Consider the following 22,661-nt stretch of genomic DNA (forward strand, 5'->3'; position numbering starts at 1 on the left):
TTTAGTCGATGTCGATGTGGAAGAATCTGGTCGCGCTGGTCCGCGGCACCGCGCATGAAACCGGCCAGTCGATCGTCGATGCCAAGGCGCTGACGATCCTCGACCAGCAGATCCGCGACGCCGGATCGCTGCAGGCGAAGGCGCGCGACGATCTGGCGACGCTGACCGCCAAGCGGCGGATGATGGAAAAGGAGCTGGAGGCGCTGACGTCGCAGCGCGACAAGTATGAATCGTCGGCCCGCGCGGCGATGGCGCGCGGCGACATGGACCTGGCGCGCGAAGTCGCCCAGCGTCTCGCCACGATCGAGCAGGAACAGTCGACCAAGACGCCGCAGATCGCCGACATGCGCGCGGCCGAGGACAAGATCCGCGGCATCATCAAGACCGGCGACAGCAAGATCGACGCGCTGCGCCGCGAGGTCGACGTCGTCCGCGCGAACGAGAGCGTGCAGAAGGCGCAGGCCTCGGTCGCCAGCAGTTATGGCGGGGCGACGGCGTCGCTGGGGTCGGCGGCGGACAGCCTGGCGCGGTTGAAGGAACGCCAGGCGATCCGCGAGGAGAAGTTCAAGGCGCAGGCCGAGCTGGAGGACATGCGCACCGGCGCCGACCTCGATGCGAAGCTGCAGGCGGCGGGGCTGCTGCCCGGCCATAGCAGCGCCGACGACATCCTCGCGCGCCTGTCGCAGCCCAAGGACGCCGCGCCGCGCCTGTCGGACGGCACGCGCGACGGCGGGACGATCGGGCGCGATTGATGGAACGCCGCACGGTCGCCCCCCGTCCCGACTGGCGGGCGACCGCCGAGCGGATGGGATTCACCTTCCACCATCAGGACGGGCAGAAATATTGGGAGGAGGAGGCGTGGTACGCCTTCTCGCTCGACGAGGTGGAGCAGGGGATCGAAGGCCCCAGCGCCGAACTCCATGCGCTGTGCCGCGATCTGGTGGACGAGGTGGTCGGCAGCGACGCGCTGATGCACCGCCTCGCCATTCCCGACGATATGCGCGACGTGGTGGCGGCGTCATGGAAGGCACATGCGCCGTCGCTCTACGGGCGGTTCGATTTCGCGTTTGACGGTTCCGGTCCGGCCAAGCTGCTGGAATATAACGCCGACACCCCGACCAGCATCTTCGAAACCGCGCTGTTCCAGTGGCAATGGCTGGAGGATCGCATCGCCGACGGCACGCTGCCGGCCGGCGCCGACCAGTATAACCGGCTGCACGATGCGCTGGTCGAGCGCTTCGGCGCGCTGTTCACGCGCGGCAGCACGGTGCATTTCGCGTCGGTCGACGATCATGTCGAGGATCGCCAGACGGTCCGCTATCTGGAGGATGTCGCGCGGCAGGCGGGGCTGGACCCGGCGTTCGTCGCGATCGACCGGATCGGCGTCGACGGCGACGGCGCGTTCGTCGATGGCGACGACGTGCTGATCGCGGCGCTGTTCAAGCTGTATCCGTGGGAGGATATGCTGCGCGAGCCGTACGCCAAGCAACTGGCGGCGACGAAGACGCTGTTCTTGGAGCCTGCGTGGAAGGCGTTGCTGTCGAACAAGGGGATTTTGCCGCTGTTGTGGCAGCGGCATAAGGGGCACCCGAACCTGCTGCCCGCCGCCTTTGCCGATGATGCGGCGGCGCTGGCGGAGATTGGCGATGCCTATGTGCGCAAGCCGATCTTTTCGCGCGAGGGCTGGGATATCGAACTGGTCGATGGCAGCACCACCGCGCGCGGGCCGGATGGCGGCTATGGCGAGGAGGGGCATGTCGTGCAGGCGCTGGCGCGGTTGCCGGTGTTCGATGGCAATCATGCGGTGGTCGGATCGTGGATCGTCGGCGACGAGGCGGTCGCGCTGTCGGTGCGCGAGGATGACGGGCCGATCACGCGCGATCTGGCGCGGTTCGTGCCGCATGCGATTGTTTGAGGGGGGCGGTTCTCTCACACGCTCCGTCGTTCCGGCATGGTGGGTCGCGGGTTCGCTCTCCGCAAACGCTCCGTCATTCCGGCGTAGGCCGGAATCCATGGATGTGCCACGTAGCGTTTTTGTCGATGCCGCCCGACACAATGGATCCCGGCCTCCGCCGGGATGACGATGGGGGCGCGGCGGTGCGTCACCCACTCCGTCGTTCCCGCGGAGGCGGGCACCCATTGCCGCTGACGATCATGATGGAGCCGCAGCGTTGCGTGTATGGATTCCCGCCTTCGCGGGAATGACGATCAGGGTGCGGGAATGACGATTAAGACAGGAGTGCCCGCAACGCGGCCTCCAACGCCACCACATTCCCCACGATCCGCAGCCTTTTCACCCGGCTAGGTTGCCCCGCAACCAAAGTCACCGATCCTCGCCCGACCCGCAGCTGCTTCGCGACGAAGCGCACCACCTCGTCATTCGCTGCGCCGTCGACCGGCGGGGCGGCCACCCGCAGGCCGAGCGCGGTCGTGTCGCCTTCCAGCGCCACGACGCCGGTGACCGCCGTCTTCGACGCCTTCGGCGTGGCGCGGATCGTCAGCGTGGCGCCGTTGGTGTCGAGGGTGAAGGGATCGCGCATCGCCCAACCCTTGCCGTCGCGGCGGCCGAGGATGCAAGTCGCTTGGCACAAAGCGGCGCGCGGCGCATTCACCCGTCATGGCATCCTCACCCGTAACGACCGCGACCGCGACGCATAGCTCGCCGTTGTCGATCCCGATCTTTCGCGCCATCTGGATCGCGTCGATGGCATCGAACTTCGGCGGGCTGATCCAGTCGGTCGGCGCGTCGTGGATGATGACGTCGCTGGCCGCGTCGCCGCAGATGATCGCGCTGGTCCAGGCATCGACCACGCTGCCGATCATGCTGCTGTCGCTCTGGGCCGGGGCGGTCGCCGACAATCTCGACCGGCGGCGCGTGATGCTGGCCGCGCAGAGCTTCATGCTGACCGTGTCGGTCGCCCTGGCAGTCTGCGCGTGGCTGGGGTGGCTGTCCCCATGGCTGCTGCTGTCGTTCACCTTTCTGATCGGGTGCGGCACGGCGATCAACGGGCCGGCGTGGCAGGCATCGGTCGGCGACATGGTGCCGCGCAGCGTCCTGCCCAGCGCGGTCGCTCTCAATTCGATGGGCTTCAACATCGCGCGCAGCGTGGGCCCGGCGTTAGGCGGGGCGATCGTCGCGGCGGCGGGGGCGGCAGCGGCGTTCCTGACCAATGCGCTCAGCTATATCGGGCTGATCGCGGTGCTGGCGCGGTGGAAGCCGGACTATGCGCCGCGCCTGCTGCCGCGCGAGACGCTGGGCCTCGCGATGGCGGCGGGGGTTCGCTACGTCCGCATGTCGCCGTCGCTGCGCACGGTGCTGATGCGCGCCGCCCTGTTCGGCATCGCCGCCAGCGCGGTGCCGGCGATGATGCCGCTGGTCGCGCGCGATCTGGTGACCGGCGGGCCGTTGACCTATGGCGCGCTGCTCGGCGGGTTCGGGGCGGGTGCGGTGCTGGGCGCGCTGGGCAGCGTGCGGTTGCGGCGGCGCTGGAGCCCGGAGCGGCTGGTGCGGGTCGCGGCCACCGTGCTGGCAAGCGGCGGGGCGATCGTGGCGATCAGCCCGTGGTTGCCGCTGACGCTGGTCGCGCTGGTGCTGGCCGGGGCGGGGTGGGTGTCGGCGCTCAGCACCTTCAACGTATCGGTCCAGATGGCGGCGCCGCGCTGGGTCGTGGCGCGGGCACTGGCGCTGTACCAGATGTCGGCGTTCGGCGGGATGACCATCGGCAGCTGGCTGTTCGGATCGCTCGCCGAACGGTCGGGCGTGCAGGAGGCGTTGCTGGCGGCGGCCGCGGTGCAGATGCTGAGCGTCGTCGCCGGGTTCAGGCTGCCGTTGCGCGATATCGAGACCGCCAATCTCGCCCCGCGCGGCTGGGAGACGCCGGATACCGAGGTGCCGGTGGAGGCGCGCTCCGGCCCGGTGGTGGTCACGATCGACTATCGCATCGCGCAGGAGGATGTGATGACCTTCCTGAGCGTGATGAACGAACGGCGGCGCATCCGGCGGCGCGACGGGGCGCATCACTGGGCGTTGCTGCGCGACCTGAACGATCCCGAGCTGTGGATCGAACGCTATCATGTGTCGACCTGGCTCGACTATATCCGCCACAACCAGCGCCGGACCGAGGCGGACCGGGCGAACAGCGAGGCGCTGCTGGCGCTGCACCGGGGCGACGGTCCGCCACGCGTGCACCGCATGATCGAGCGCCAGACCGGATCGCTGCCGATCAGCCGTCTGTCCACCCCGCGCGAGATGGCCGATCCGCTGACCGATCCGACCCGGTCGAACTGATATTGAACACTGTTATTTTTATGATAGCTTGACGCGGACGGTTCGAGGCGCGGCTATGCGTGCATGTCCGCGTCGCGGACCCAGGTTGAACCCGTTTGGGGTAAAGGCATGTCCGCACCCGATTTCTCGCTGCTGACCCGGCGTCGTTACGCACCGTTGTTTACCGTGCAGTTCCTGACGGCGATGAACGACAATCTGTTGAAGTTCGCGTTGCTGTTCCTCGCCAACTTCACGCTGTACCGCGCCGATCCGGCGAAGGCGGCGACGCTGGCGACGGTGTCGACCGGCCTGTTCATCCTGCCCTATTTCCTGTTCTCCGGCCTTGCCGGGCAGATGGCGGATGCGTGGAACAAGGCGTGGCTGATCCGAGCGGTGAAGGGCGCGGAGATCGCCATCATGGCGCTGGCGCTGGGCGGATTCTGGATCGAATCGGTGCCCGTACTGCTGACCTGCCTGTTCCTGATGGGCGTGCATTCGACGATTTTCGGACCGGTCAAATATTCGATCCTACCACAGCATTTGCGCGCGCATGAGCTGATGGGCGGGACAGGGCTAGTCGAGGCGGGGACGTTCGTCGCGATCCTGACGGGGCAGCTGGTCGGCGGGATCGTTCCGCCATGGGAAGCGGGTGTCGCGGCGTTCGGGTTCGCGGTGCTGGGATTCCTCGCCGCGCTGGCGGTGCCGAGCGCGCCGTCGGCGGCGCCCGATATGCGGATCGACCTCAATCCGTTTCGCAGCACCTGGGCGATCCTGCGCGCGGCGCATGGCGGGCGGGGCGTGTGGCTGGCGATCCTGGGGATCAGCTGGTTCTTTTCGGTCGGCGCGGTCGTGCTGTCGGAGTTCGCGCCGCTGGTCGCGGGTACGCTGAACGCCGCACCGGAGGTGGTGACGCTGTTCCTGGCGGTGTTCAGCCTGTCGGTCGCGGCGGGGTCGCTGCTGGTCAACCGGTTGCTGAAGGGCGAGGTGTCGGCGCGCTACGTGCCGGTCGCGGCGATCGGGCTGTCGGTGTTCCTGATCGACCTGTGGCTGACCAGCGGGCGGTTCGTAGTGGAGACGCCGGGGGCGGACATCGCCGCGTTCGTGGCGACGCCGGGCAGCTGGCATCTGCTGGTCGATCTGGCCGGCATCGCGCTGTCGGGCGGGGTGTTCGTGGTGCCGCTCTACGCCATCCTCCAGACGTGGAGTGCGCCGGAGAAGCGCTCGCAGATCATCGCGGCGAACAATGTCATCAACGCGATCGTCACCGTGCTGATGGTCGCGGTGGTGACGGCGATGCTGGCGGGCGGGAGCAGCGTGCCGGGCATCTTCGGGGCGCTGGGGTTCGCCACGCTGTCGATCGCGCTGATCTCGTGCTGGCTGTTGCCGGAGACGGTGTTCAAGTCCGTCGTGCGGATGCTGCTGCGCATCGCCTATCGCGTGGAGGTGGCGGGGGTCGAGAACATGCCGGCGCCGGGCGAGCGGGCGGTGGTGGTGGTCAACCATGTGTCGTTCCTCGACGGGCTGCTGCTGGCGGCGTTCCTGCCGGGCAAGCCGACCTTCGCGATCCACAGCCGGTTCGCGCAGGCGTGGTGGATGCAGCCGCTGCTGAAACTGTTCGACGCATTCCCGGTCGATCCGACCAACCCGATGTCGGCCAAGGCGATGGTGAAGGCGGTGCGCGAGGGGCGGACTTTGGTGATCTTCCCCGAGGGGCGGATCACCGTCACCGGCGCGTTGATGAAGATTTTCGACGGCCCCGGCATGGTCGCCGACCGCGCCGATGCGCCGATCGTGCCGGTCAGGATCGACGGGGCGCAATATAGCCGCTTCTCGCGCCTGAAGGGGAAGGCGCGGCTGCACTGGTTCCCGAAGATCGAGTTGACGGTGCTGCCGCCGTGCCGGTTCCAGCTGCCCGAGGGGATGAGCGCGCGCGAGCGGCGGGCGATTGCCGGGCGGCGGCTGTACGACGTGATGAGCGAGATGATCTTCGCGACGTCGGATACCGACCGCACGCTGTACGACGCGCTGATCGATGCGCGGCACCTGCATGGCGCGGACATGGGCGTGGTCGAGGATGTGCAGCGCGTGCCGCTGACCTATGACCGGCTGATAACGGGGACACAGGCGCTGGCACGGCCGCTGGCCGCCGGGACGGCCAAGGGCGAGGCGGTCGGGGTGTTGCTGCCCAACGTCAATGGGGTGGTCATCACCTTCTTCGCGTTGCAGGCGACGGGACGGGTGCCGGCGATGCTGAACTATACCGCCGGCCTCGCCAATTTGCGGGCGGCGTGCACCTCGGCGCAGATCCGGACGGTCATCACCGCGCGGGCATTCGTCAGCCAAGCGAAGCTGGGCGAGGTCGTTGCCGGGCTGGCCGGGGAGGGGATCAAGGTCCGCTATCTGGAGGATATCCGGGAGACGATCGGCGCGGGGGCGAAGATCATGGCGCTGGTCCGGTCGCGGATGGCGGGGCGGTTGCACCGGCGGCAGCGGGTGGCAGCGGACGCGCCCGCCGTCATCCTGTTCACCAGCGGGTCGGAGGGGGTGCCGAAGGGGGTGGTGCTGACCCATCGCAACCTGCTGAGCAACTGTCTGCAGCTGTCGTCGCGGATCGATTTCAACCGGGCGGACGTGGTACTGAACGCGCTGCCGGTATTCCACAGCTTCGGGTTGACCGGGGGTACGTTGCTGCCGGTGCTGTCGGGGGTGAAGACGGTGCTGTATCCCAGCCCGCTGCATTACCGGATCGTGCCGGCGCTGGCCTATGATGCCAATGCGACAATCCTGTTCGGGACCGACACCTTCCTGTCGGGCTATGCGCGGATGGCGCATGGCTATGATTTCTATGCGCTGCGCTACATCTTTGCGGGCGCGGAGCGGGTGCGGCCGGAGACGCGGGCGGTCTATGCCGAGAAGTTCGGGCTGCGCATCATGGAGGGCTATGGCGCGACCGAGGCGGCGCCGGTGATCGCGGTCAACACGCCGATGCACTTCAAGGCGGGGAGCGTCGGGCGGCTGCTGCCGGGGATCGAGGCGCGGCTGGAGCCGGTGCCGGGGATCGCGGAGGGCGCAAGGCTGGCGATCCGGGGGGCGAACGTGATGGCGGGGTATCTGAAGGTCGAGGCGCCGGGCGTGGTACAGCCGCCGGAGGAGGGCTGGCACGATACCGGCGACATCGTGACGATCGACGAGGCGGGGTTCGTCACGATCCGCGGGCGGGCCAAGCGCTTCGCCAAGATCGGCGGCGAGATGGTGTCGTTGCCGGCGGTCGAGGGCTATGCGGCGAAGGTCTGGCCGGGGGCGGAACATGCGGTGGTGACCCGACCGGATGCGAGGAAGGGCGAGCAGCTGGTGCTGTTCACGACGCAGGCCGGGGCGGCGGCGGGAGAGCTGTCGGCGTGGGGCCGGGCGAACGGGGTGTCCGAACTGGCGCTGCCGCGCGACGTGCGGATGGTGGATGCGCTGCCGGTGCTGGGCACGGGGAAGCTGGATTATGTGACGATGGGGGCGATGGCCGCCGGGTAGCGCGGAAGTTGGCGAAGGTTGCGGTGCGTTCGGTTTTTGTCGGGGGTGGTTTCGTTTTATTTCAAAGGGTTGGGTGTAACCTTTGCGCTGGAAGTTGACGCTTTGTGTGTTTGTCGCCGGTATGGGGTGGCGATGAGGGGGCGGGGACGATGAGAAGGAGCGGGGTGGAGTTTGGCACCGTGTTCCGTTGTAGGAAAGGGTGGGGCCGGGTTCTCGACGGACGCTTCTCGACTGGCTCGAAGCTGCTCGAACTGAACGGTTTTCTTTGTCGTGGGGTGCCGATTTTAACCGGCACCGCCGAAGAAGAAGCGGGACCCCGGGTCAAGCCCGGGGTGACGAAAAGGCAGTCTTCAATACCGATAGTCGAGCGTTGCGGTGTCACCGGGGGCGACCGTCACCCGCCAGGTCATGATGCCGTCGATCCGCTCCAGCCCGGCGGCTTCCACCTTCCCGCCGGGATAGCCGATCGGCAGTTCGACATCGACCGGCACGGCGCGGGTGTTGGTGACGGTCAGGCGGGCGGACTGGTTGGGGAGCGGGGTCTGGGTGACGAGCACCTGCCGGCTGGTGCCGGCGCCGATCAGCAGCGTTTCGCCTTCCGCCCGGTCGGTCATCGTGCCGGTGCCGACCAGCAGCGACGTGTCACCATGCGCGGCGTAGAGCGCGGTGGTGCCGGCGGGGAGCGGGATGCCGAGACCGTCGGCCTTTTCGTTGCGGACGCGCAGCACGATGTCGACCGCGCCGGCCTCGATCGGCTGGGCTACGGCCACGCGGCGGCGATAGACGCGGGTATAGGCGACGCCGTCCTGCCGCAGCAGCGCGACCTGCTTCTGGCCCTTTGTCGCGACGGTGGCGCGGCCGGGCACGCGGTAGAGCTTCACGTCGCCCAGATTTTCCGGGGCGGGCGGTGCCGGCGGTGCCGGTGTCTCGACCACCATCGGCGGCGGCGGCGGTGGGGGGATGCCCATGCGCGCGCCGGTCACGATGATCTCTTCGGCCGCCTCGAACGTCCGCATCTGTAGATCGGAGGTCGTCGTGCCGAGCGGATAGCAGCGCAGTTGCAGCCGGGTCGCCGCCGCTTCGAGCGGGGCGACCCATTGCCGGTTCAGCCGCCCGGCAACGACCTGCACCTCGGCATCGGCGAACCCCTCCGCATTGCCGTTGGCGAGCGTGGTCCACGCGAACAGGTCGAGTCGGTCGCCCCTGAGCGTGCCGACATAGCTGGCCGACCAGTCGAAGCCGGTGGCGAGATAGGACAGGCGCACGGTAACGGTGCGGCGCGACGGGCTGTCGGTGGTGACGCTCAGGACCGGCTTGGCGGCGAGGTCGGCGGGCACGCGCGCATATTTCAGGCTGTCGGCGAGGCCCGCGCAGCCGAGCGCCTCCACGCCGTTGGGCGTGCGGACGACCACGCCGCCGGTCGGGCCGGACAGGATCGTCGCCTCCTCGTCGCGCATCACGCCGCTCGCGCGGTCGGTGCGGCGCAGCGTCACGCGGTTGCCGAGCGTGCCGTCGACCAAGGCGGCGGGCGAAAGGAGGCGGGCGTCGCGGTTCTTTTCGACCGTGCCGCCGGGCAGACCGTCGACGACCGCGCTGACGGGGATGATGCCGCCCGCGACCCCTTCGAATCGGAGCACGGCGCGACCGCGCGGCAGGGTGATGCGACGGGTTTCGGTGACCAGCGCATAGCCTTGCGGGTTGCGGACATCGACCGGCTGGCGCGCGGGGCGATAGGGCGCGCGGTAGAGGGTGACGGCGATGCTGGCCGGGGCGGGGGAGGTGATGGTGGTGGGTGACGGGGCGTCGGTGATGGTGATGCGGCGGTTTTCGCCGAGGGCGCCCGCGCCGCTGCCGACCCGCACCCCGGCGGAGGCCGGGGTCCAGTGGGGTGAGGGTTGCGATCCCGCACCGGCGTCCGCCGACTGGGCCTTCGCCGGGGTGCGGGTGAGTGGGGTGTCGCGTGCCGTGAGGGGCGTGGTGGCGGTTGCTAGCAGGGACAGGGTCAGGGCGGTGCGCCACTTAGCCTGCCCTGCCATTGCGTATCCCCGCGCAGGTGGGGGGGCAGAGCCAAGCCAGCCGGCGTCTGCGTCAACCAACCCTGGATCCCCGCCTGCGCGGGGGTACGGCAATGGGCGGGGCGGGCGGTCGTTCGCCTGTCGCAACCGGCGCGGCCTGCGCATCAGAAGCGGGTGTCGAAGGTCGCGGTGACGGTGGCCGATCCGTTGGCCGGGACCGGCACCTGCCACACCGCCTGTCCGGCGTCGCTGCGCTTGCTGGGGCGGCTCTGTTCGGTGATGCGGGTGTCGGTCCAGTCGAGCCCGGCCTGCGCCAGTTCGACGCTCACGGCGGCGGGGGTCGCGTTGGTGAGCGTGTAGCGCATCTTCGTCTGCCAGCGGCTGGCGTTGATGCGGGTGCGGCTTTCGACCACGGCGCGCACCTTCACGTCGAAGGCGTCGCCGGTGGCGAGCGCGATCTTCGACCCTTGCGGCGTATGGTCGATCGCGGCTTCGCCGGTGAATTGCGGCTGGCCGCGCGCGTCGCGCATATAGACGCGGATCGTGCCGGCGGGTAGTGCGTCCCCGAGGCCGCCCTTCGCCGCATTGCTGAACCGCACGATGCTCTGCGCGCTTGACGGCTGCTCCGTGGTGCCGAGCCAGTTGTTGACGAAGCGATAGCCGGTGGTCGCGGCCGCACCCTTGACGTCGAGGAAGCTGACCTGCTTGGTCTGTTTGTCGGCGATCGTCGTGCGTTCGGGCAGCGGATAGAGGTAGAAATCGCCCAGCTGCTCGCGGTTCGCGGTTTCGGTGCCGGGCTGCATCACCGGCCGGGGGCGGCGCGGGCGGCGGGGGCGGTAGTCGTTGTCGTCGTCCTCCGACCCGACCTCTCCGGCGACCAACAGGGTGCGCGCGTTGGTGAAGGTGGTGCCGGTGTTGTTGGTGAGCGTCACCCAGCCCTGTACGTCGATCGTGCCGCTCTTGCGGTCGAGCAGCGCGACATAATCGGCTTTCCAGCTGAGGCCCCGGCTGAGGTAGGAGAGCGTTGCCGCTCGGGTGCCCGAGCGGCTGCTGTCGAGCGTCACCGACAGGGTCGGGCGGGCGCGCAGCGACGGCGGGACCTTGTCGAAGATCGCGCGGACCGGCAGGCCGTCGTCGCGCAGTACCTCGATCCGCTCGCCGATCTGGAGGACGACGCCGCCGTTCACCGCCAGCACCTTGGCGCGTTCGCGGGTTTCCGCGCCGGTCGCGGGGTTGGTGCGCAGCAGGGTGATGGTTTCGCCGACCGCCTTCTCCATCAGGCTGGAGGGGGAGAGCAGGTCGAAGTCGAAATTCTGTTCGACGATCCGCGCGTCGGGCACGGCGAGCGAGACGGTTTCGGGGCGGATCTGTGCGCTGACGTCGGGAAAATCCTGTCGCACCGTGCCGGTGTTCAGCGGCAACGCTCGGACGTCCTGGATCAGCGCAACGTCGCCATTGTAGATGGTGACCGAGACGTCGCCTTGCGCCGAGGGAGCGATGGCGGGCGGGGTGGCGGCGTCCTGCGCCAGTGCGGGCAGGGGGGCGAGGAGGCTCGCCAGCAGCAGCCAGTTCGGTTTCATGTGTGTCCCCCGTTGTTTGGGGGGAGTGTGGCGGGGGAGTGTTGCGTTGGCAAGACGGGGGGTGTCCGCCGCTTGACCTATTCCCCCTGGCCCCTCCGTTTGCTTCGAGCGCAGGTTCGAGCCTGTCGAGAACCGAAGTCGAGAAGGCGTTGCCCCAAGCGAGCAAGTTCTCGACGGACGCTTCTCGACAAGCTCGAAGCTGCTCGAACCGAACGGGGTGGGTGGGGTGACGGTGTTACCCTGCCGTTCGTCCTGAGTAGCCGCTGAGCGAAGTCGAAGCGGCGTATCGAAGGACCGTCGCAGGTGCTTCGATACGAGCCTTCGACTTCGCTCAGTCGCTACTCAGCATGAACGGCCGGGGGGGGGCTGCGCTTAGTGATTGTCGCGCGGCAGGCCCCTGGTCTGGGCGATCTGCTGGAACGCCTCTGTTCCTTCGAGGATCGCGCCGGTCGACATCTGGCCGACGACCGAACGCTGGATCGCCTGCCACGGGGTCTGCGATGCCGGGTACTGATAGCCGCCGGCGGCTTCCAGTTCCTGACGGCGTGCGGCCAGTTCCTCGTCGGACAGCAGCACGTCGGCGCGGCCCTTGCCGAGGTCGATGCGGACGCGGTCGCCGGTGCGCAGCAGCGCGAGGCCGCCGCCCGCCGCCGCTTCGGGCGAGGCGTTGAGGATGGATGGGCTGCCCGACGTGCCCGACTGGCGACCGTCGCCGATGCAGGGGAGCGCGTGCACGCCCTCCGTAATCAGATATGCCGGCGGGCGCATGTTCACGACCTCGGCCGCGCCCGGATAGCCGATCGGCCCGGCGCCGCGCATGAACATCAGCGTTTCGGGGGTGATGCCGAGCGCCGGATCGTCGATGCGGTGGTGGTAATCCTCCGGCCCGTCGAACACGACCGCCGGCCCTTCGAACGCTTCGGGATCGTTGGGGTTGGACAGATACCGCTCGCGGAATTCGGGGCCGATGACGCTGGTCTTCATCACCGCCGCGTCGAACAGATTGCCCTTGAGGACGATGAAGCCGGCCTCTTCCTTGAGCGGCTGGCCGAAGGGGCGGATGACCTTTTCATCCTCGATCACGGCGTCGCGGCAATTGTCGCCGATCGACTTGCCGTTCACGGTCAGCGCGTCTTCGGCGATCAGGCCGGCGCCCATCAGTTCCCGGACGACGGCGGGCACGCCGCCCGCGCGGTAATAATCCTCGCCCAGATATTCGCCGGCGGGTTGCAGGTTCACCAGCAGCGGGACCTTGTGGCCCTGTTCCTGCCAGTCCTCGATCGGCAGGTCGACGCCGATATGGCGGGCGATGGCCGCCAGGTGGATCGGCGCGTTGGTCGAGCCGCCGATCGCCGAATTGACCTTGATCGCGTTGTGGAACGCGTCCCGGGTGAGGATGTCGGAGGGCTTCAGGTCCTCGCGCACCATGTCGACGATGCGAAGACCCGTGCGGTACGCGATCTCCTGCCGGTCGCGATACGGGGCGGGGATCGCGGCGGAGCCGGGCAGCTGCATGCCGAGCGCCTCGGCAAGGCTGTTCATCGTCGTCGCGGTGCCCATCGTGTTGCAATAGCCGGTGGACGGCGCGGAGGAGGAGACGAGGCGGATGAATTCCTTGTTGTCGATCTCTCCGGCGGCCAGCATCTGCCGCGCCTTCCACACGATCGTGCCCGACCCGGTGCGCTCGCCCTTGTGCCAGCCGTTCAGCATCGGGCCGACCGACAGCGCGATGGCCGGGATGTTCACCGTCGCGGCGCCCATCAGCATCGCCGGCGTCGTCTTGTCACAGCCGATGGTCAGCACCACGCCGTCGAGCGGATAGCCGTAGAGCACCTCGACCAGCCCGAGATAGGCGAGGTTGCGGTCGAGCCCCGCGGTCGGGCGCTTGCCGGTTTCCTGGATCGGATGGACCGGGAATTCCAGCACGATGCCGCCCGCTTCGCGGATGCCTTCGCGCAGGCGTTCGGCGAGCACGAGGTGGTGGCGGTTGCAGGGCGACAGGTCGCTGCCGGTCTGGGCGATACCGATGATCGGCTTGCCCGATTGCAGCTCCTCCTGGCTCAAACCGAAGTTCAGATACCGTTCGATATACAACGCCGTCATGTCGATATTGTCGGGATTGTCGAACCACGCACGGCTGCGCAGGGGGGGCATGTCGGTCATCGAAGTTCCGGTTCACCAGGGGGTGGGCACAAGGCATCTCGGGCAGGGCGGGGCGTCCGGCGGCCGCGATCCGGTATCCCGGACCGATCCCCGCCTTCTCCCCCCTCACCGCCGTTGACGCCGTGCGTTGGCCTATATAGTCAGACAAAATGCATTAGGGCAAGCGATGCGACGGAACAAACCGTCCCGCGATGCCGACACAAGAGGGAGAAGACCTGAGATGCCGGCCCCGATTTCCGCGCGCTCCGTGGAGAGCACGTCCGCTCCCGCCGGGGCCAGCTACGCCCCCGCGCTGACGCTGCTCGCCAGCCTGTTCTTCATGTGGGGCTTCATCACCGTCATCAACAACACGCTGCTGCCGCATCTGCGCAGCGTGTTCGACCTGAACTATACCCAGACGACGCTGATCGAGAGCGTGTGGTTCATCGCCTATTTCGTCGCGTCGATCCCCTCGGCCAAGCTGATCGAGCGAATCGGGTATCAAAAGTCGCTGGTCGTCGGGCTGCTGGTGATGGCAGCCGGGTCGCTCGGCATGGTGCTGGCGGCCAGCCTGCCGTCCTATGGCGTGACGTTGGTCATGCTGTTCGTGATCGCCAGCGGCATCACGCTGCTGCAGGTCGCGGCCAATCCCTATGTCACCGTCATCGGCCCGCCCGAGACGGGATCGTCGCGGCTGAACCTGGTGCAGGCGTTCAATTCGCTCGGCACCACGCTCGCGCCGATCTTTGCCGGCTATCTGATCCTCGGTCGCTCGGTCGGCGGCACGACGCAGGATCGCGTGCTCACGCAGGCGGAGCGGCTGGCCGACGCGCAGTCGGTGATCCTGCCCTATGTGCTGGTCGCAGGCGTGCTGGTCGTGCTGGCGGTCGTGATCGCCCGATTCCCGCTGCCCGCGATGGGATCGGCGACCAGCCGCGTCGCCAAGGAGGAACGCAAGAAGCATTCGCTGTGGAACCACCGCAACCTGGTGTTCGGCGTGCCGGCGATCTTCATCTACCTGATCGCCGAGATCGGCGTCGCCAACCTGTTCATCAACTTCGTCTCGCAGCGCGATATCGCCAACATCACCCAGGCGGAGGCGTCGCGCTACCTGGCGCTGCTGTGGGGCGGGATGATGGTCGGCCGCTTCGCCGGTTCGCTGCTGATGCAGAAGATCGCGGCGGAAAAGGTGCTCGCCTTCTTTTCGATCGGGGCGTTCGTCGTGATGCTGGGCGCCACCTTCCTGTCGGGGCCGGCGGCGATGTGGTCGCTGATCCTGGTCGGGCTGTTCCATTCGATCATGTTCCCGACGATCTTTTCGCTGGGCATCAAGGGGCTGGGGCCGCTGACCGAGGAAGGGTCGGGGCTGCTGATCATGGCGATCGCCGGCGGTGCGCTGGTGGTGGTGCAGGGCTGGCTGGCCGACCGCTACGGCCTGCAATGGTCGTTCCTGCTGACCGCCGTGTGCGAGCTGTACATCCTGTTCTATGCCGTGTGGGGATCGAAGGTGACCAACCCGATCGACGACGTCCCCGCCGACAACGACGTCTTTGCATAAGGAAATTCCGATGACTCTCCGCCTGTTGCAGCGCGTCGCACCGACGCGCGCCGTGATCGCCGCGACCGATGCGGGGGCGCATGTCGTGCCCGGCGTCGACAGCATCCGCGTGCTGGCGCTGCGCGCGATCGATGCCGGCCACAGCATCGCCGACGAGGTCGCGGCGCTGGGGCAGGGCGAGGCGGTCGATATCGCCCAGCTGCTCGACGCCGGTGCGATCGGATCGCCGATCGACCATGAGGACCCGGCGCATGTCATCATGACCGGCACCGGCCTGACGCATCTCGGATCGGCCGAAGGGCGCGACAAGATGCACCGCGCCGCCGCCGAGGCGACGACGCAGACCGATTCGATGCGGATGTTCCTCGAAGGGGTCGAGGGCGGCAAGCCGGCCGAGGGCGAGGTCGGGCAGCAGCCCGAATGGTTCTACAAGGGCGATGGCGGGCAGATGGTGGCGCCGGGCGGCGACTTCACCATGCCGCATTTCGCGCAGGACGGCGGCGAGGAGCCGGAGCTGGCGGGCATCTATGTCATCGGCAGCGACGGTACGCCGCATCGCATCGGCCTTGCGCTCGCCAACGAGTTTTCGGACCATGTGACCGAGCGGCACAATTATCTGTGGCTGGCGCACAGCAAGCTGCGCCAGGCATCGCTCGGGCCGGAACTGCTGGTCGGCACGCCGCCCGAGCATGTCGAGGGGACGAGCCGTATCGTGCGGGACGGCGAGACGATCTGGGAAAAGCCGTTCCTGTCGGGCGAGGCGAACATGTCGCACAGCTTGGGCAACCTCGAGCATCATCACTTCAAATATGCGCTTTTCCGCCGGCCGGGGGACATTCATGTCCACTTCTTCGGGACGGCGACGCTGTCCTTTGCCGATGGGGTGCGGACGGAAGAGGGCGATGTGTTCGAGATTCAGGCGGCGCCGTTTACCCTGCCGCTGAGGAACCGGTTGACGCGGGCGGATGCGGTGCCGGTGGCGGTCAGGGTTTTGTAGACGGCTTTCGTTGTCCCCGGGGGCATTGTTTCGAGTGGTTTCGATGGAGGCGTGAACGGGCCGTTTCCGTGGATCCCGGCTTTCGCCGGGATGACGGGTGGGAGTGTGCGGGGGCGCTTCCTTGCGTTCGGCACTCCTGCGGAGGCGGGAGTCTATTGGCGCTGGCGCTGCGGGTTTGCCGAGACGGTGGCGTGTATGGATTCCCGCCTTCGCGGGAATGACGGTAGGGGCGGGGCGCGTTCGAGGTTTGCCGCTCGCCGCTTGCTGCTTGTCACCGACGCTCGCCGCTTGCCACTTGTCACCGACGCTCGCCGCTCGTCGCTTGCTGCTTGCCGCTTGCCGCTCGTCGCGCGCCGCTCGCCACCGACGCGCACCGCTCGCTACTCACGCTCGCCTGAATTGCTGCCCGTCTTTCCTATCCGTTTCTGCTTTCCTTCCCCCACGCTCCCTTCCGTTTGCTTCGAGCGCAGGTTCGAGCTTGTCGAGAACCGTAGTCGAGAAGGGGGTGCCCAAAACGACCGGGTTCTCGACGGACGCTTCTCGACAGGCTCGAAGCTGCTCGAACCGAACGGGGATTTGTGGAAGGGAGGACGGCTACCCCAGCAGCGGCTCGATCCGGTCGAGCAGCGGCAGCTGGCTCTTCAGCATCATCATCCGTGCCTCGGCGACCGGCATCCACCTAGCCGCGTCGACTTCGGGGAAGCTCCTGCGCCTGCCGCTGCGGGGCGGCCATTCCAGTTCGAAGGTCATGCTGGTGATCGCATGGGTGTCGACATCCTGTTCGGCGGCGAAGGCCGAGACCGACTTGCCACCCGCCTGCCGTACCGTGCCCAGGGGCGCCAGCGGCGCGACGACCGCGACGCCCAGTTCCTCGGCAACTTCGCGCCGGGCGGCGTCCTCGACCGCTTCGTCCGGTTCGACCTGGCCCTTGGGAATCTGCCACGCGCCGACCTGCCGCCGCGCCCAATAGGGGCCGCCGGGATGGACGAGCAGCACCGCCGGGCTGGGCGTGCGGCGATAGAGCAGGATGCCTGCGCTATGCTGGGGCATGAAACGGTCCCTGTTCCTGGCCGGCGATCGTATCCGTCGCCGATTGTTGATGGACAGACGCCGCCGACCCATGTTGCGTTCCATGGCCATGTCATCGGACCGTTTCGCACCTTTTCCGACGCCGGTTCGACGCAGATGACGCAGTTCGACCTGTTCGCCGCCGCGCCGGCATTGCCCGGCCTCACCCATGCGCCGGGCGTGTTGCCGGAGGGCCGGTTGGCTGCTTTGGCCGAGGCGATCGATGGCGCGCCGCTCACTCCGTTCCGGTTCCAGCAATGGACCGGCCTGCGCCTGACCGCCTCCTATGGCTGGCATTATGATTTCGAGGCGGGCCGGGTGGGACAGGCCGAACCGATGCCCGACTGGCTGCTGGCGGTGCGCGACATTGCGGCGGGCTTTGCCGGCGTGCCGGCCGATGCGCTCGTGCAGGCGCTGCTGATCCGCTACGATGCCGGCGCCGGGATCGGGTGGCATCGCGACCGGCCGGTGTTTGAACATGTCGTCGGGCTGTCGATCGGTGCGCCGGCGACGCTGCGCTTCCGGCGGCGGCGGGCGGATGGGTTCGACCGGTTCGCGCAGGCGCTGGCGGCGGGCGATGCCTATCATCTGACCGGCGAGGCGCGGTGGGACTGGGAACATGGCATCGCGCCGATGGCGGCGACGCGCTGGTCGATCACCTTTCGCAGCCTGACCGAGCGATTCCGCAGGGAGATCGGGGTTGCGTGAGTTGAGCCTGCATGTGGTCGGCGCCGACCATCCCAATCGCGGCGGCGGCAATCGGCGGTTCGAGATTTTGCTCTGCTCGCCGGGCGAGGGCGTTACGCTGGTCCCCGAACCGCGCAACCCGGTCGATCCCAACGCGGTGATGGTGCTGAGCGCGCGGGGAGTGCAGATCGGCTATCTGACCGCCGACCGCGCGGCATGGATCGGCGCGATGCTGCGCCAGGGGCGCGAGGTGGCGGCGGTGTTCCAGCAGGCGACGCCGATGGGCGCGGCGGTGCGGGTCGCGTTCGACGGCGCGGTGCCGGTGGTGCCGGTGGTGCCGGCGGTGCGGGAGGTCGGAGAGGATGCGGAGCCGGAGTTCTGGCCGGACGAGGTTTGGCCGGAGGAGTGGGAGTAAGTCTACTTCCGCTCCCGTTTGGTTCGAGCAGCGATCGAGCCTGTCGAGAGCGCGTGTCGAGAACGGGGTTCCGCTGGGTAGTCGTTCTCGACAGACGCTTCTCGACAAGCTCGAAGCTGCTCGAACCAAACGGGGTGGAGAAGGAGAAGGGGACCTAGAAACTCCCCTGCACGCTCGCGCCCGCCGGGATGCCCGCGAAGGGCAGCACCGCCGCGCCGTCCCCGGTCAGGGCGAAGCGCAGCGTGCCGTCCTCGTTGATCGTCGCGTCCATCAGCGTCCGGCGGCGCTGGTCGGCGGGGACGAGGCGGACGCGGGTCTGCGTGCCGATATGCTCGGCGGTCAGCAGCAGGGCGGGGGTCGGCGTGGCGACGTTGCCGGGTTTGGTCGTGCAGGTGCCCGGATCGATCGCGATGCGGCCATCGGCCATGGCCGATCCGGCGATGGTCGAGAGGACCGGCAGATCGACCTGCCACGTCGAATCGCAGGCGAAGGGCAGGTTGGGCTGAAGCGCGGACAGCAGCGAGGCGTCGGCCGATCCGCTGACCCGGTCGAGCCGCACGCCGCCGGGGCGGAGCAGCGCCTGTCCGCCGAGATCGGTGTCGGCGCCGGTCGCGGTCCAGTCGACTGCGAAGCCGAGGCTGGTGAGGCTGCGAAGCGGCGCGAAATGCCATTCGAGGCGACTGCCGCCGGCAATGCCGACCTCGCCATTCCAGACCGTGCCGCCGACGCCGCTGCGCCAGTCGGTGTTGCCGGCGATCAGGCTGGCAGGCAGGGTGACGATCATCGCGACCGCGAACGAGGCTATGCCGAGCGCGGCGAAGCGGATACTACGCCGCCGTGCCTGTAAGCGGGAAGGACTCGACAATGCGATCGCGGCGCTCGACGCTCGGACTGGTTCGCGATGCGGTGCTGCTGTCGTCATTGGCATCGGTCGCGTCCCCCCTGATGGCTGCGAAACGGAGCAAGCGCTCCGCCGCGTTGCTGGTTCCGCTGACCGGAGACCGCGCGGCGCTGGGCCTTAGCATACGCAATGCGGCGATGCTTGCCGAAAGCGACGCGGGCGCGCTCACCGTACTCGATACCTGCGGCACGGCGGCGGGGGCGGCGAGTGCGGCGCGCGCGGCGGTGAAGCGCGGGGCGGCGATGCTGCTGGGGCCGTTGTCGGCGGCGGAGACGCGGGCGGTGGCCGGCGCGGTCGGCGTGCCGGTCGTGGCGCTGACCAATGACGCGGCGGCGCGCGGCGGGTCGGCCTTCGTGTTCGGGATTACCCCGGCACAGGCGACGGCGGCGATCCTCGGCTATGCGCGGTCGCGCGGCGTGCGGCGGGTGGTGGCGGTCGATGACGGCACGCCATGGTCGCAGGCATCGGTCGTGGCGGCGCGGGCGAGCGAGGCCGATCTGGGGCTGACGATCGTGCCGGTGACCGGCGGCACCATCCCGCCCGGCGTCGAGGGCGATGCGGCGTTCGTGCCCGGTTCGGCGGTGGCGATCGCGCCGGTCCTGAAGAACCGGGGGATGCAGCTGCTGGCGACGATGCAGACGCTCGATTATCGGCCCGATGCGCTGACCGCGCTGGAGGGGGCGTGGATCGCAAGCCCCGATCCGGCGAAATTCGCGAGCTTCGCCAGCGCCTATGCGGCGCGTAATGGCGGGCGGCCGGGCGCCATTGCGGCGCTGGGTAACGATGCGGCGCTGATCGCCAAGGCTTTGCGCGACAGCGACCAGATGACGCGCGAGGGGGTGCTGCGCGAGGCCGGGTTCGACGGGGTGACCGGGCCGGTGCGCTTCCGTTCGGACGGCAGCTGCGCGCGCGACTTCGCGATCCTGGTGCCGACGAACGGCGTGTACGACAAGGTGGCGGAGAGCCGCGGGGCATGAGCCGGCCGCGCGCCGGGGAGGGTGGCTTCACCCTGCTCGAACTGATGATCTCGCTGGGGCTGTTCGCGCTGATCGCGGTGGCGGGGCTGGCGCTGGTCGATAGCGTGATCGGGGTGGACGGGCGGACCGAGGCGCGGCTGGACCGGGTCGCCGACCTGCAGCGCGCGATGGTGGTGATCTCCAGCGACCTCGACCAGATCGCGCCGGGGCCGATGGGCGGCGACGGTGCGGGCCTGCGGTTCCGGCGGAGTGCGCCCGGTGTCGGCGGGCCGCCGATCGGGGTCGGATACCGCGTGGCCGACGGGCAGTTGCAGCGGGTGGTCGACGGGCGCGCGCAGCTGGTGCTGGATCAGGTGAGCGCGGCGCGCTGGCGTTATTTCGACGGTGGCTGGCGCGACAGCTGGCCGCCCGCGCCCGACCGCTCGCTCGACTGGCCGCGTGCGGTGGTCGTGGAGTTGCAGGTCGGCGGGCCGGGCGGGGGCAATCTGCGGCGGATCGTGACGCTGCCGATCGCGGCGAAGACGACATGAGCGCGCGGGTGCCGGAGCCCGAGCAGGGCATGATCCTGGTCAACGTGCTGATGTTCGTGGCGATCGCCAGCGGCCTCGTCCTGCTGATGATCAACCGCGAGGAGGTGGCGCTCGACCGCTCGATCCGCTCGCGCGAGGCGGCGCGGGCGCTGGCGATCGTGCGCGGGGGCGAGCTGTCGGCGCTCTCCGCGCTGCAACGCGACGCGCGGGTGGCGCCCGAGGCGGACTATCCGGGCGAACCCTGGGGCGCGATCAGCGAGAATGGCATCGCGATCGAAGGCGGCCGTTTCGACCTGGCGATTGCCGATGCCGAGGGGCGCTTCAACGTCAATTCGGTGCGGCGCGAGCTGGACCCGATCCCGCAGCTGCTGTTCCTGCGTATCGCCAAGGCGGCGGGGATCGAGGAGGCAAAGGCGGTCGCCGCCATCGCGCTGATCCGCGAGCGCGGGCCGGTGCAGGACCTGCGCCCGCTGGCGGTGTTCCTGCCCCCCGAACAGGCGCAGCTGCTGGCGCGGATGGTGACCGCGCTGCCGGGCGATACCGCGATCAACCTGAACGCGGCGACGCCCGAATTGATGGCGGTGCTGTTCGATCCCGACAAGGCCGGGCGGCTGGTCGCGATCCGCAACCGGCAGGGCTATCTGTCGAAGGACGACCTGACGCGCGAGGACGTGACGCTGCCCGGCGGCACGCGGTTCAAGTCCGACCATTTCTGGGTCCGCACCCGCGCGACGATCGGCGGCACGGTGCAGCAGGGCGCGACGCTGATCCAGCGGGTCGAGCGGAAGGAGGGGGCGCAGTCGGTGCCGGTTGCGGTGCCGGTGGAGCGGTGGCGCAATGCGGCGATCCCGCCGGAGGTGCCGGGGTTTGGCGGGTAGGGTGGCCAAAGTTCACTAAGTTCACACTCGTGCGCTTGTCGTGAGCAGGGCGATTTGGGGCCGAGCGGCGGTGTCAAAGAGCGGGGGCGGTGGGCGGCCAGCGAGGATGATCGCAGGCCTGGCGACTGTAGGAAAGCGGGAATGGCCAGCTACGGGGGAAAGCTGCCGCGCGCTCATTCGGCAACTCCCGAATCGCGTGCCTAGCAGAAGCTTGGGGCCTGATATTGACGCCGATATTCCGAACTGCCCTCGCCTAGTAAAGCGATGCACTCCGCTAGGTCAGGGTAGAACACATCCCCCTTGATTACGCCCAAATATCTCCAACGCTGCGACTCCGTGTCACGCTCCCTTTCCCGGCGCTCCGTTAGTGCTTCGGGTGGACTGTCATCAGGCAAAGCAAAAAAAGCATCCCCGCCACCCTGTTCGATTACCACAAGCTGGCGGGCTGGTGTCAGATAAATATTGCTCCTCCTATGATCGTTAACAGCAAAAATAGTGTCTGAAGCGCTGCCAAATTGATTGCGAACGGTGACTATCCACTCGCTCCCGCTAAAGTTCGAGCTAACATTGACAGAAATTTTGCTATCAGCCACGGGTACGACAGGGCCGTTGGAGCAGCCTCCGGCAAGGATTGCCGCCAAAGCATATTGAGCGCCGCGAAGTCTTCCCATCTCGGGATAATGCGGGAGTGCCGGGTTACAAGCAACTCTGCCTTGCCGCTGATACGTCTGCTTTTGGACGAGCGTCGCGACATCGCTCAATAGCCAATCCACGCATTCTCGATATGGCGGGGCGGGGTCCGCGGTGCGAGGAGGATGACGTCGATGCGCACATCGCAGCCATCCGCATAGGTCGGCGCGAGTATTTCCGCCGCTGCTGCCACGCGGGCGAGGCGGCGTTCGTCGATGGCGTGGTCGAGGTCGGCGGTGGTCGCTCGGGTCTTTACCTCGACGAAGGCGACGACATTGCCGCGCCTGGCGATCAGGTCGACTTCGCCGGCCTTGGTGCGGACGCGGCGGGCGAGGATGCGCCAGCCTTTCAGGCGCAGCCACCAGCCGGCGATGCGTTCGCCGCGGCGGCCGGCATCGTCGGCGGCGATGCGGGAGGCGCGGGAGCGGGGG

19 protein-coding genes are annotated in these 22,661 nt (G+C 68.4%); 11 read left to right on the forward strand and 8 right to left on the reverse strand.

Going from position 1 to position 22,661, the window contains the following annotated elements; genetic code table 11:
- The first annotated feature begins 8 nt into the window (after positions 1-8).
- Together AVT10_RS03180 and AVT10_RS03185 are read left to right on the forward strand one after the other, a co-directional pair.
- Complete coding sequence (locus tag AVT10_RS03180) at positions 9-752, forward strand: PspA/IM30 family protein (RefSeq protein WP_066688289.1); 744 nt, start codon at positions 9-11, stop codon at positions 750-752.
- Entirely contained in the window at positions 752-1,915 is a 1,164-nt protein-coding gene (locus AVT10_RS03185) for a glutathionylspermidine synthase family protein (protein WP_066688290.1), read from the forward strand. The genes AVT10_RS03180 and AVT10_RS03185 overlap by 1 nt, the downstream gene beginning before the upstream one ends.
- Positions 1,916-2,228: 313 nt before the next feature.
- Here the strand turns inward: AVT10_RS03185 and AVT10_RS03190 are convergent, their stop codons facing one another.
- Positions 2,229-2,540 carry a DUF167 domain-containing protein gene (locus AVT10_RS03190; protein WP_126014198.1) on the reverse strand — a complete coding sequence of 104 codons (312 nt, stop codon included), beginning with the start codon at positions 2,538-2,540 and terminating at the stop codon, positions 2,229-2,231.
- A gap of 77 nt (positions 2,541-2,617) precedes the next feature.
- On the opposite strand from AVT10_RS03190, the gene AVT10_RS03195 reads away from it, so the two are divergent.
- Together AVT10_RS03195 and AVT10_RS03200 are read left to right on the forward strand one after the other, a co-directional pair.
- Positions 2,618-4,288, forward strand: coding sequence for an MFS transporter (locus AVT10_RS03195; RefSeq protein WP_066688293.1), 1,671 nt, complete (start codon positions 2,618-2,620; stop codon positions 4,286-4,288).
- Between the two features lie 108 nt (positions 4,289-4,396).
- Positions 4,397-7,792, forward strand: a complete 3,396-nt coding sequence (locus AVT10_RS03200) for an acyl-[ACP]--phospholipid O-acyltransferase (protein ID WP_232307854.1) — start codon at positions 4,397-4,399, stop codon at positions 7,790-7,792.
- Between the two features lie 350 nt (positions 7,793-8,142).
- On the opposite strand, the gene AVT10_RS03205 is transcribed toward AVT10_RS03200, so the two are convergent.
- The 3 genes from AVT10_RS03205 to AVT10_RS03215 form a co-directional block, all read right to left on the reverse strand.
- Positions 8,143-9,828, reverse strand: coding sequence for a DUF4139 domain-containing protein (locus AVT10_RS03205; protein WP_157092673.1), 1,686 nt, complete (start codon positions 9,826-9,828; stop codon positions 8,143-8,145).
- A gap of 143 nt (positions 9,829-9,971) precedes the next feature.
- Positions 9,972-11,387 carry a DUF4139 domain-containing protein gene (locus AVT10_RS03210; RefSeq protein ID WP_066688294.1) on the reverse strand — a complete coding sequence of 472 codons (1,416 nt, stop codon included), beginning with the start codon at positions 11,385-11,387 and terminating at the stop codon, positions 9,972-9,974.
- A gap of 372 nt (positions 11,388-11,759) precedes the next feature.
- Positions 11,760-13,550: an IlvD/Edd family dehydratase gene (locus tag AVT10_RS03215; protein ID WP_066688297.1), complete on the reverse strand. Its 1,791-nt coding sequence runs from the start codon at positions 13,548-13,550 to the stop codon at positions 11,760-11,762.
- A gap of 220 nt (positions 13,551-13,770) precedes the next feature.
- Between AVT10_RS03215 and AVT10_RS03220 the strand changes: the two genes are divergently transcribed.
- Both AVT10_RS03220 and araD1 read left to right on the forward strand, forming a co-directional pair.
- Positions 13,771-15,087: a sugar MFS transporter gene (locus AVT10_RS03220; protein ID WP_066688299.1), complete on the forward strand. Its 1,317-nt coding sequence runs from the start codon at positions 13,771-13,773 to the stop codon at positions 15,085-15,087.
- A gap of 10 nt (positions 15,088-15,097) precedes the next feature.
- A complete protein-coding gene (gene araD1 / locus AVT10_RS03225; RefSeq protein ID WP_066688304.1) occupies positions 15,098-16,084 on the forward strand; it encodes an AraD1 family protein in 987 nt (328 codons plus the stop codon).
- A 594-nt stretch (positions 16,085-16,678) separates the two neighbouring features.
- On the opposite strand, the gene AVT10_RS03230 is transcribed toward araD1, so the two are convergent.
- On the reverse strand, positions 16,679-17,134 hold the full coding sequence (locus AVT10_RS03230; RefSeq protein WP_066688305.1) for an NUDIX domain-containing protein: 456 nt from the start codon (positions 17,132-17,134) through the stop codon (positions 16,679-16,681).
- A gap of 135 nt (positions 17,135-17,269) precedes the next feature.
- Here AVT10_RS03230 and AVT10_RS03235 point away from each other — a divergent pair, with 135 nt between their 5' ends.
- Together AVT10_RS03235 and AVT10_RS03240 are read left to right on the forward strand one after the other, a co-directional pair.
- Positions 17,270-17,860, forward strand: a complete 591-nt coding sequence (locus AVT10_RS03235; protein WP_066688342.1) for an alpha-ketoglutarate-dependent dioxygenase AlkB — start codon at positions 17,270-17,272, stop codon at positions 17,858-17,860.
- The gene (locus AVT10_RS03240) at positions 17,853-18,254 is read left to right on the forward strand and encodes an HIRAN domain-containing protein (protein WP_084401271.1); all 402 of its coding nucleotides are present in this window, start codon (positions 17,853-17,855) and stop codon (positions 18,252-18,254) included. The genes AVT10_RS03235 and AVT10_RS03240 overlap by 8 nt, the downstream gene beginning before the upstream one ends.
- A 154-nt stretch (positions 18,255-18,408) precedes the next feature.
- Here AVT10_RS03240 and gspN read toward each other — a convergent pair whose 3' ends face one another.
- Entirely contained in the window at positions 18,409-19,119 is a 711-nt protein-coding gene (gene gspN, locus AVT10_RS03245; protein ID WP_232307856.1) for a type II secretion system protein N, read from the reverse strand.
- On the opposite strand from gspN, the gene AVT10_RS03250 reads away from it, so the two are divergent.
- From AVT10_RS03250 to AVT10_RS03260, 3 genes are read left to right on the forward strand one after another with little or no spacing between them, the layout of a single operon-like run.
- Entirely contained in the window at positions 19,119-20,132 is a 1,014-nt protein-coding gene (locus tag AVT10_RS03250; protein ID WP_066688311.1) for an ABC transporter substrate-binding protein, read from the forward strand. The genes gspN and AVT10_RS03250 overlap by 1 nt on opposite strands.
- On the forward strand, positions 20,129-20,662 hold the full coding sequence (locus AVT10_RS03255) for a type II secretion system protein GspJ (protein ID WP_066688312.1): 534 nt from the start codon (positions 20,129-20,131) through the stop codon (positions 20,660-20,662). Before AVT10_RS03250 ends, AVT10_RS03255 begins: the two co-directional genes overlap by 4 nt.
- A complete protein-coding gene (locus tag AVT10_RS03260; RefSeq protein ID WP_066688313.1) occupies positions 20,659-21,540 on the forward strand; it encodes a general secretion pathway protein GspK in 882 nt (293 codons plus the stop codon). The genes AVT10_RS03255 and AVT10_RS03260 overlap by 4 nt, the downstream gene beginning before the upstream one ends.
- 200 nt (positions 21,541-21,740) lie before the next feature.
- On the opposite strand, the gene AVT10_RS18050 is transcribed toward AVT10_RS03260, so the two are convergent.
- Together AVT10_RS18050 and AVT10_RS03265 are read right to left on the reverse strand one after the other, a co-directional pair.
- The gene (locus AVT10_RS18050; protein ID WP_126014178.1) at positions 21,741-22,313 is read right to left on the reverse strand and encodes a hypothetical protein; all 573 of its coding nucleotides are present in this window, start codon (positions 22,311-22,313) and stop codon (positions 21,741-21,743) included.
- The gene (locus AVT10_RS03265; protein ID WP_084401276.1) at positions 22,298-22,639 is read right to left on the reverse strand and encodes a YraN family protein; all 342 of its coding nucleotides are present in this window, start codon (positions 22,637-22,639) and stop codon (positions 22,298-22,300) included. Before AVT10_RS03265 ends, AVT10_RS18050 begins: the two co-directional genes overlap by 16 nt.
- Positions 22,640-22,661 lie beyond the last annotated feature (22 nt).

It is taken from the genome of Sphingomonas hankookensis, assembly GCF_001619955.1.
Taxonomy (GTDB): Bacteria; Pseudomonadota; Alphaproteobacteria; order Sphingomonadales; family Sphingomonadaceae; genus Sphingomonas; species Sphingomonas hankookensis_A.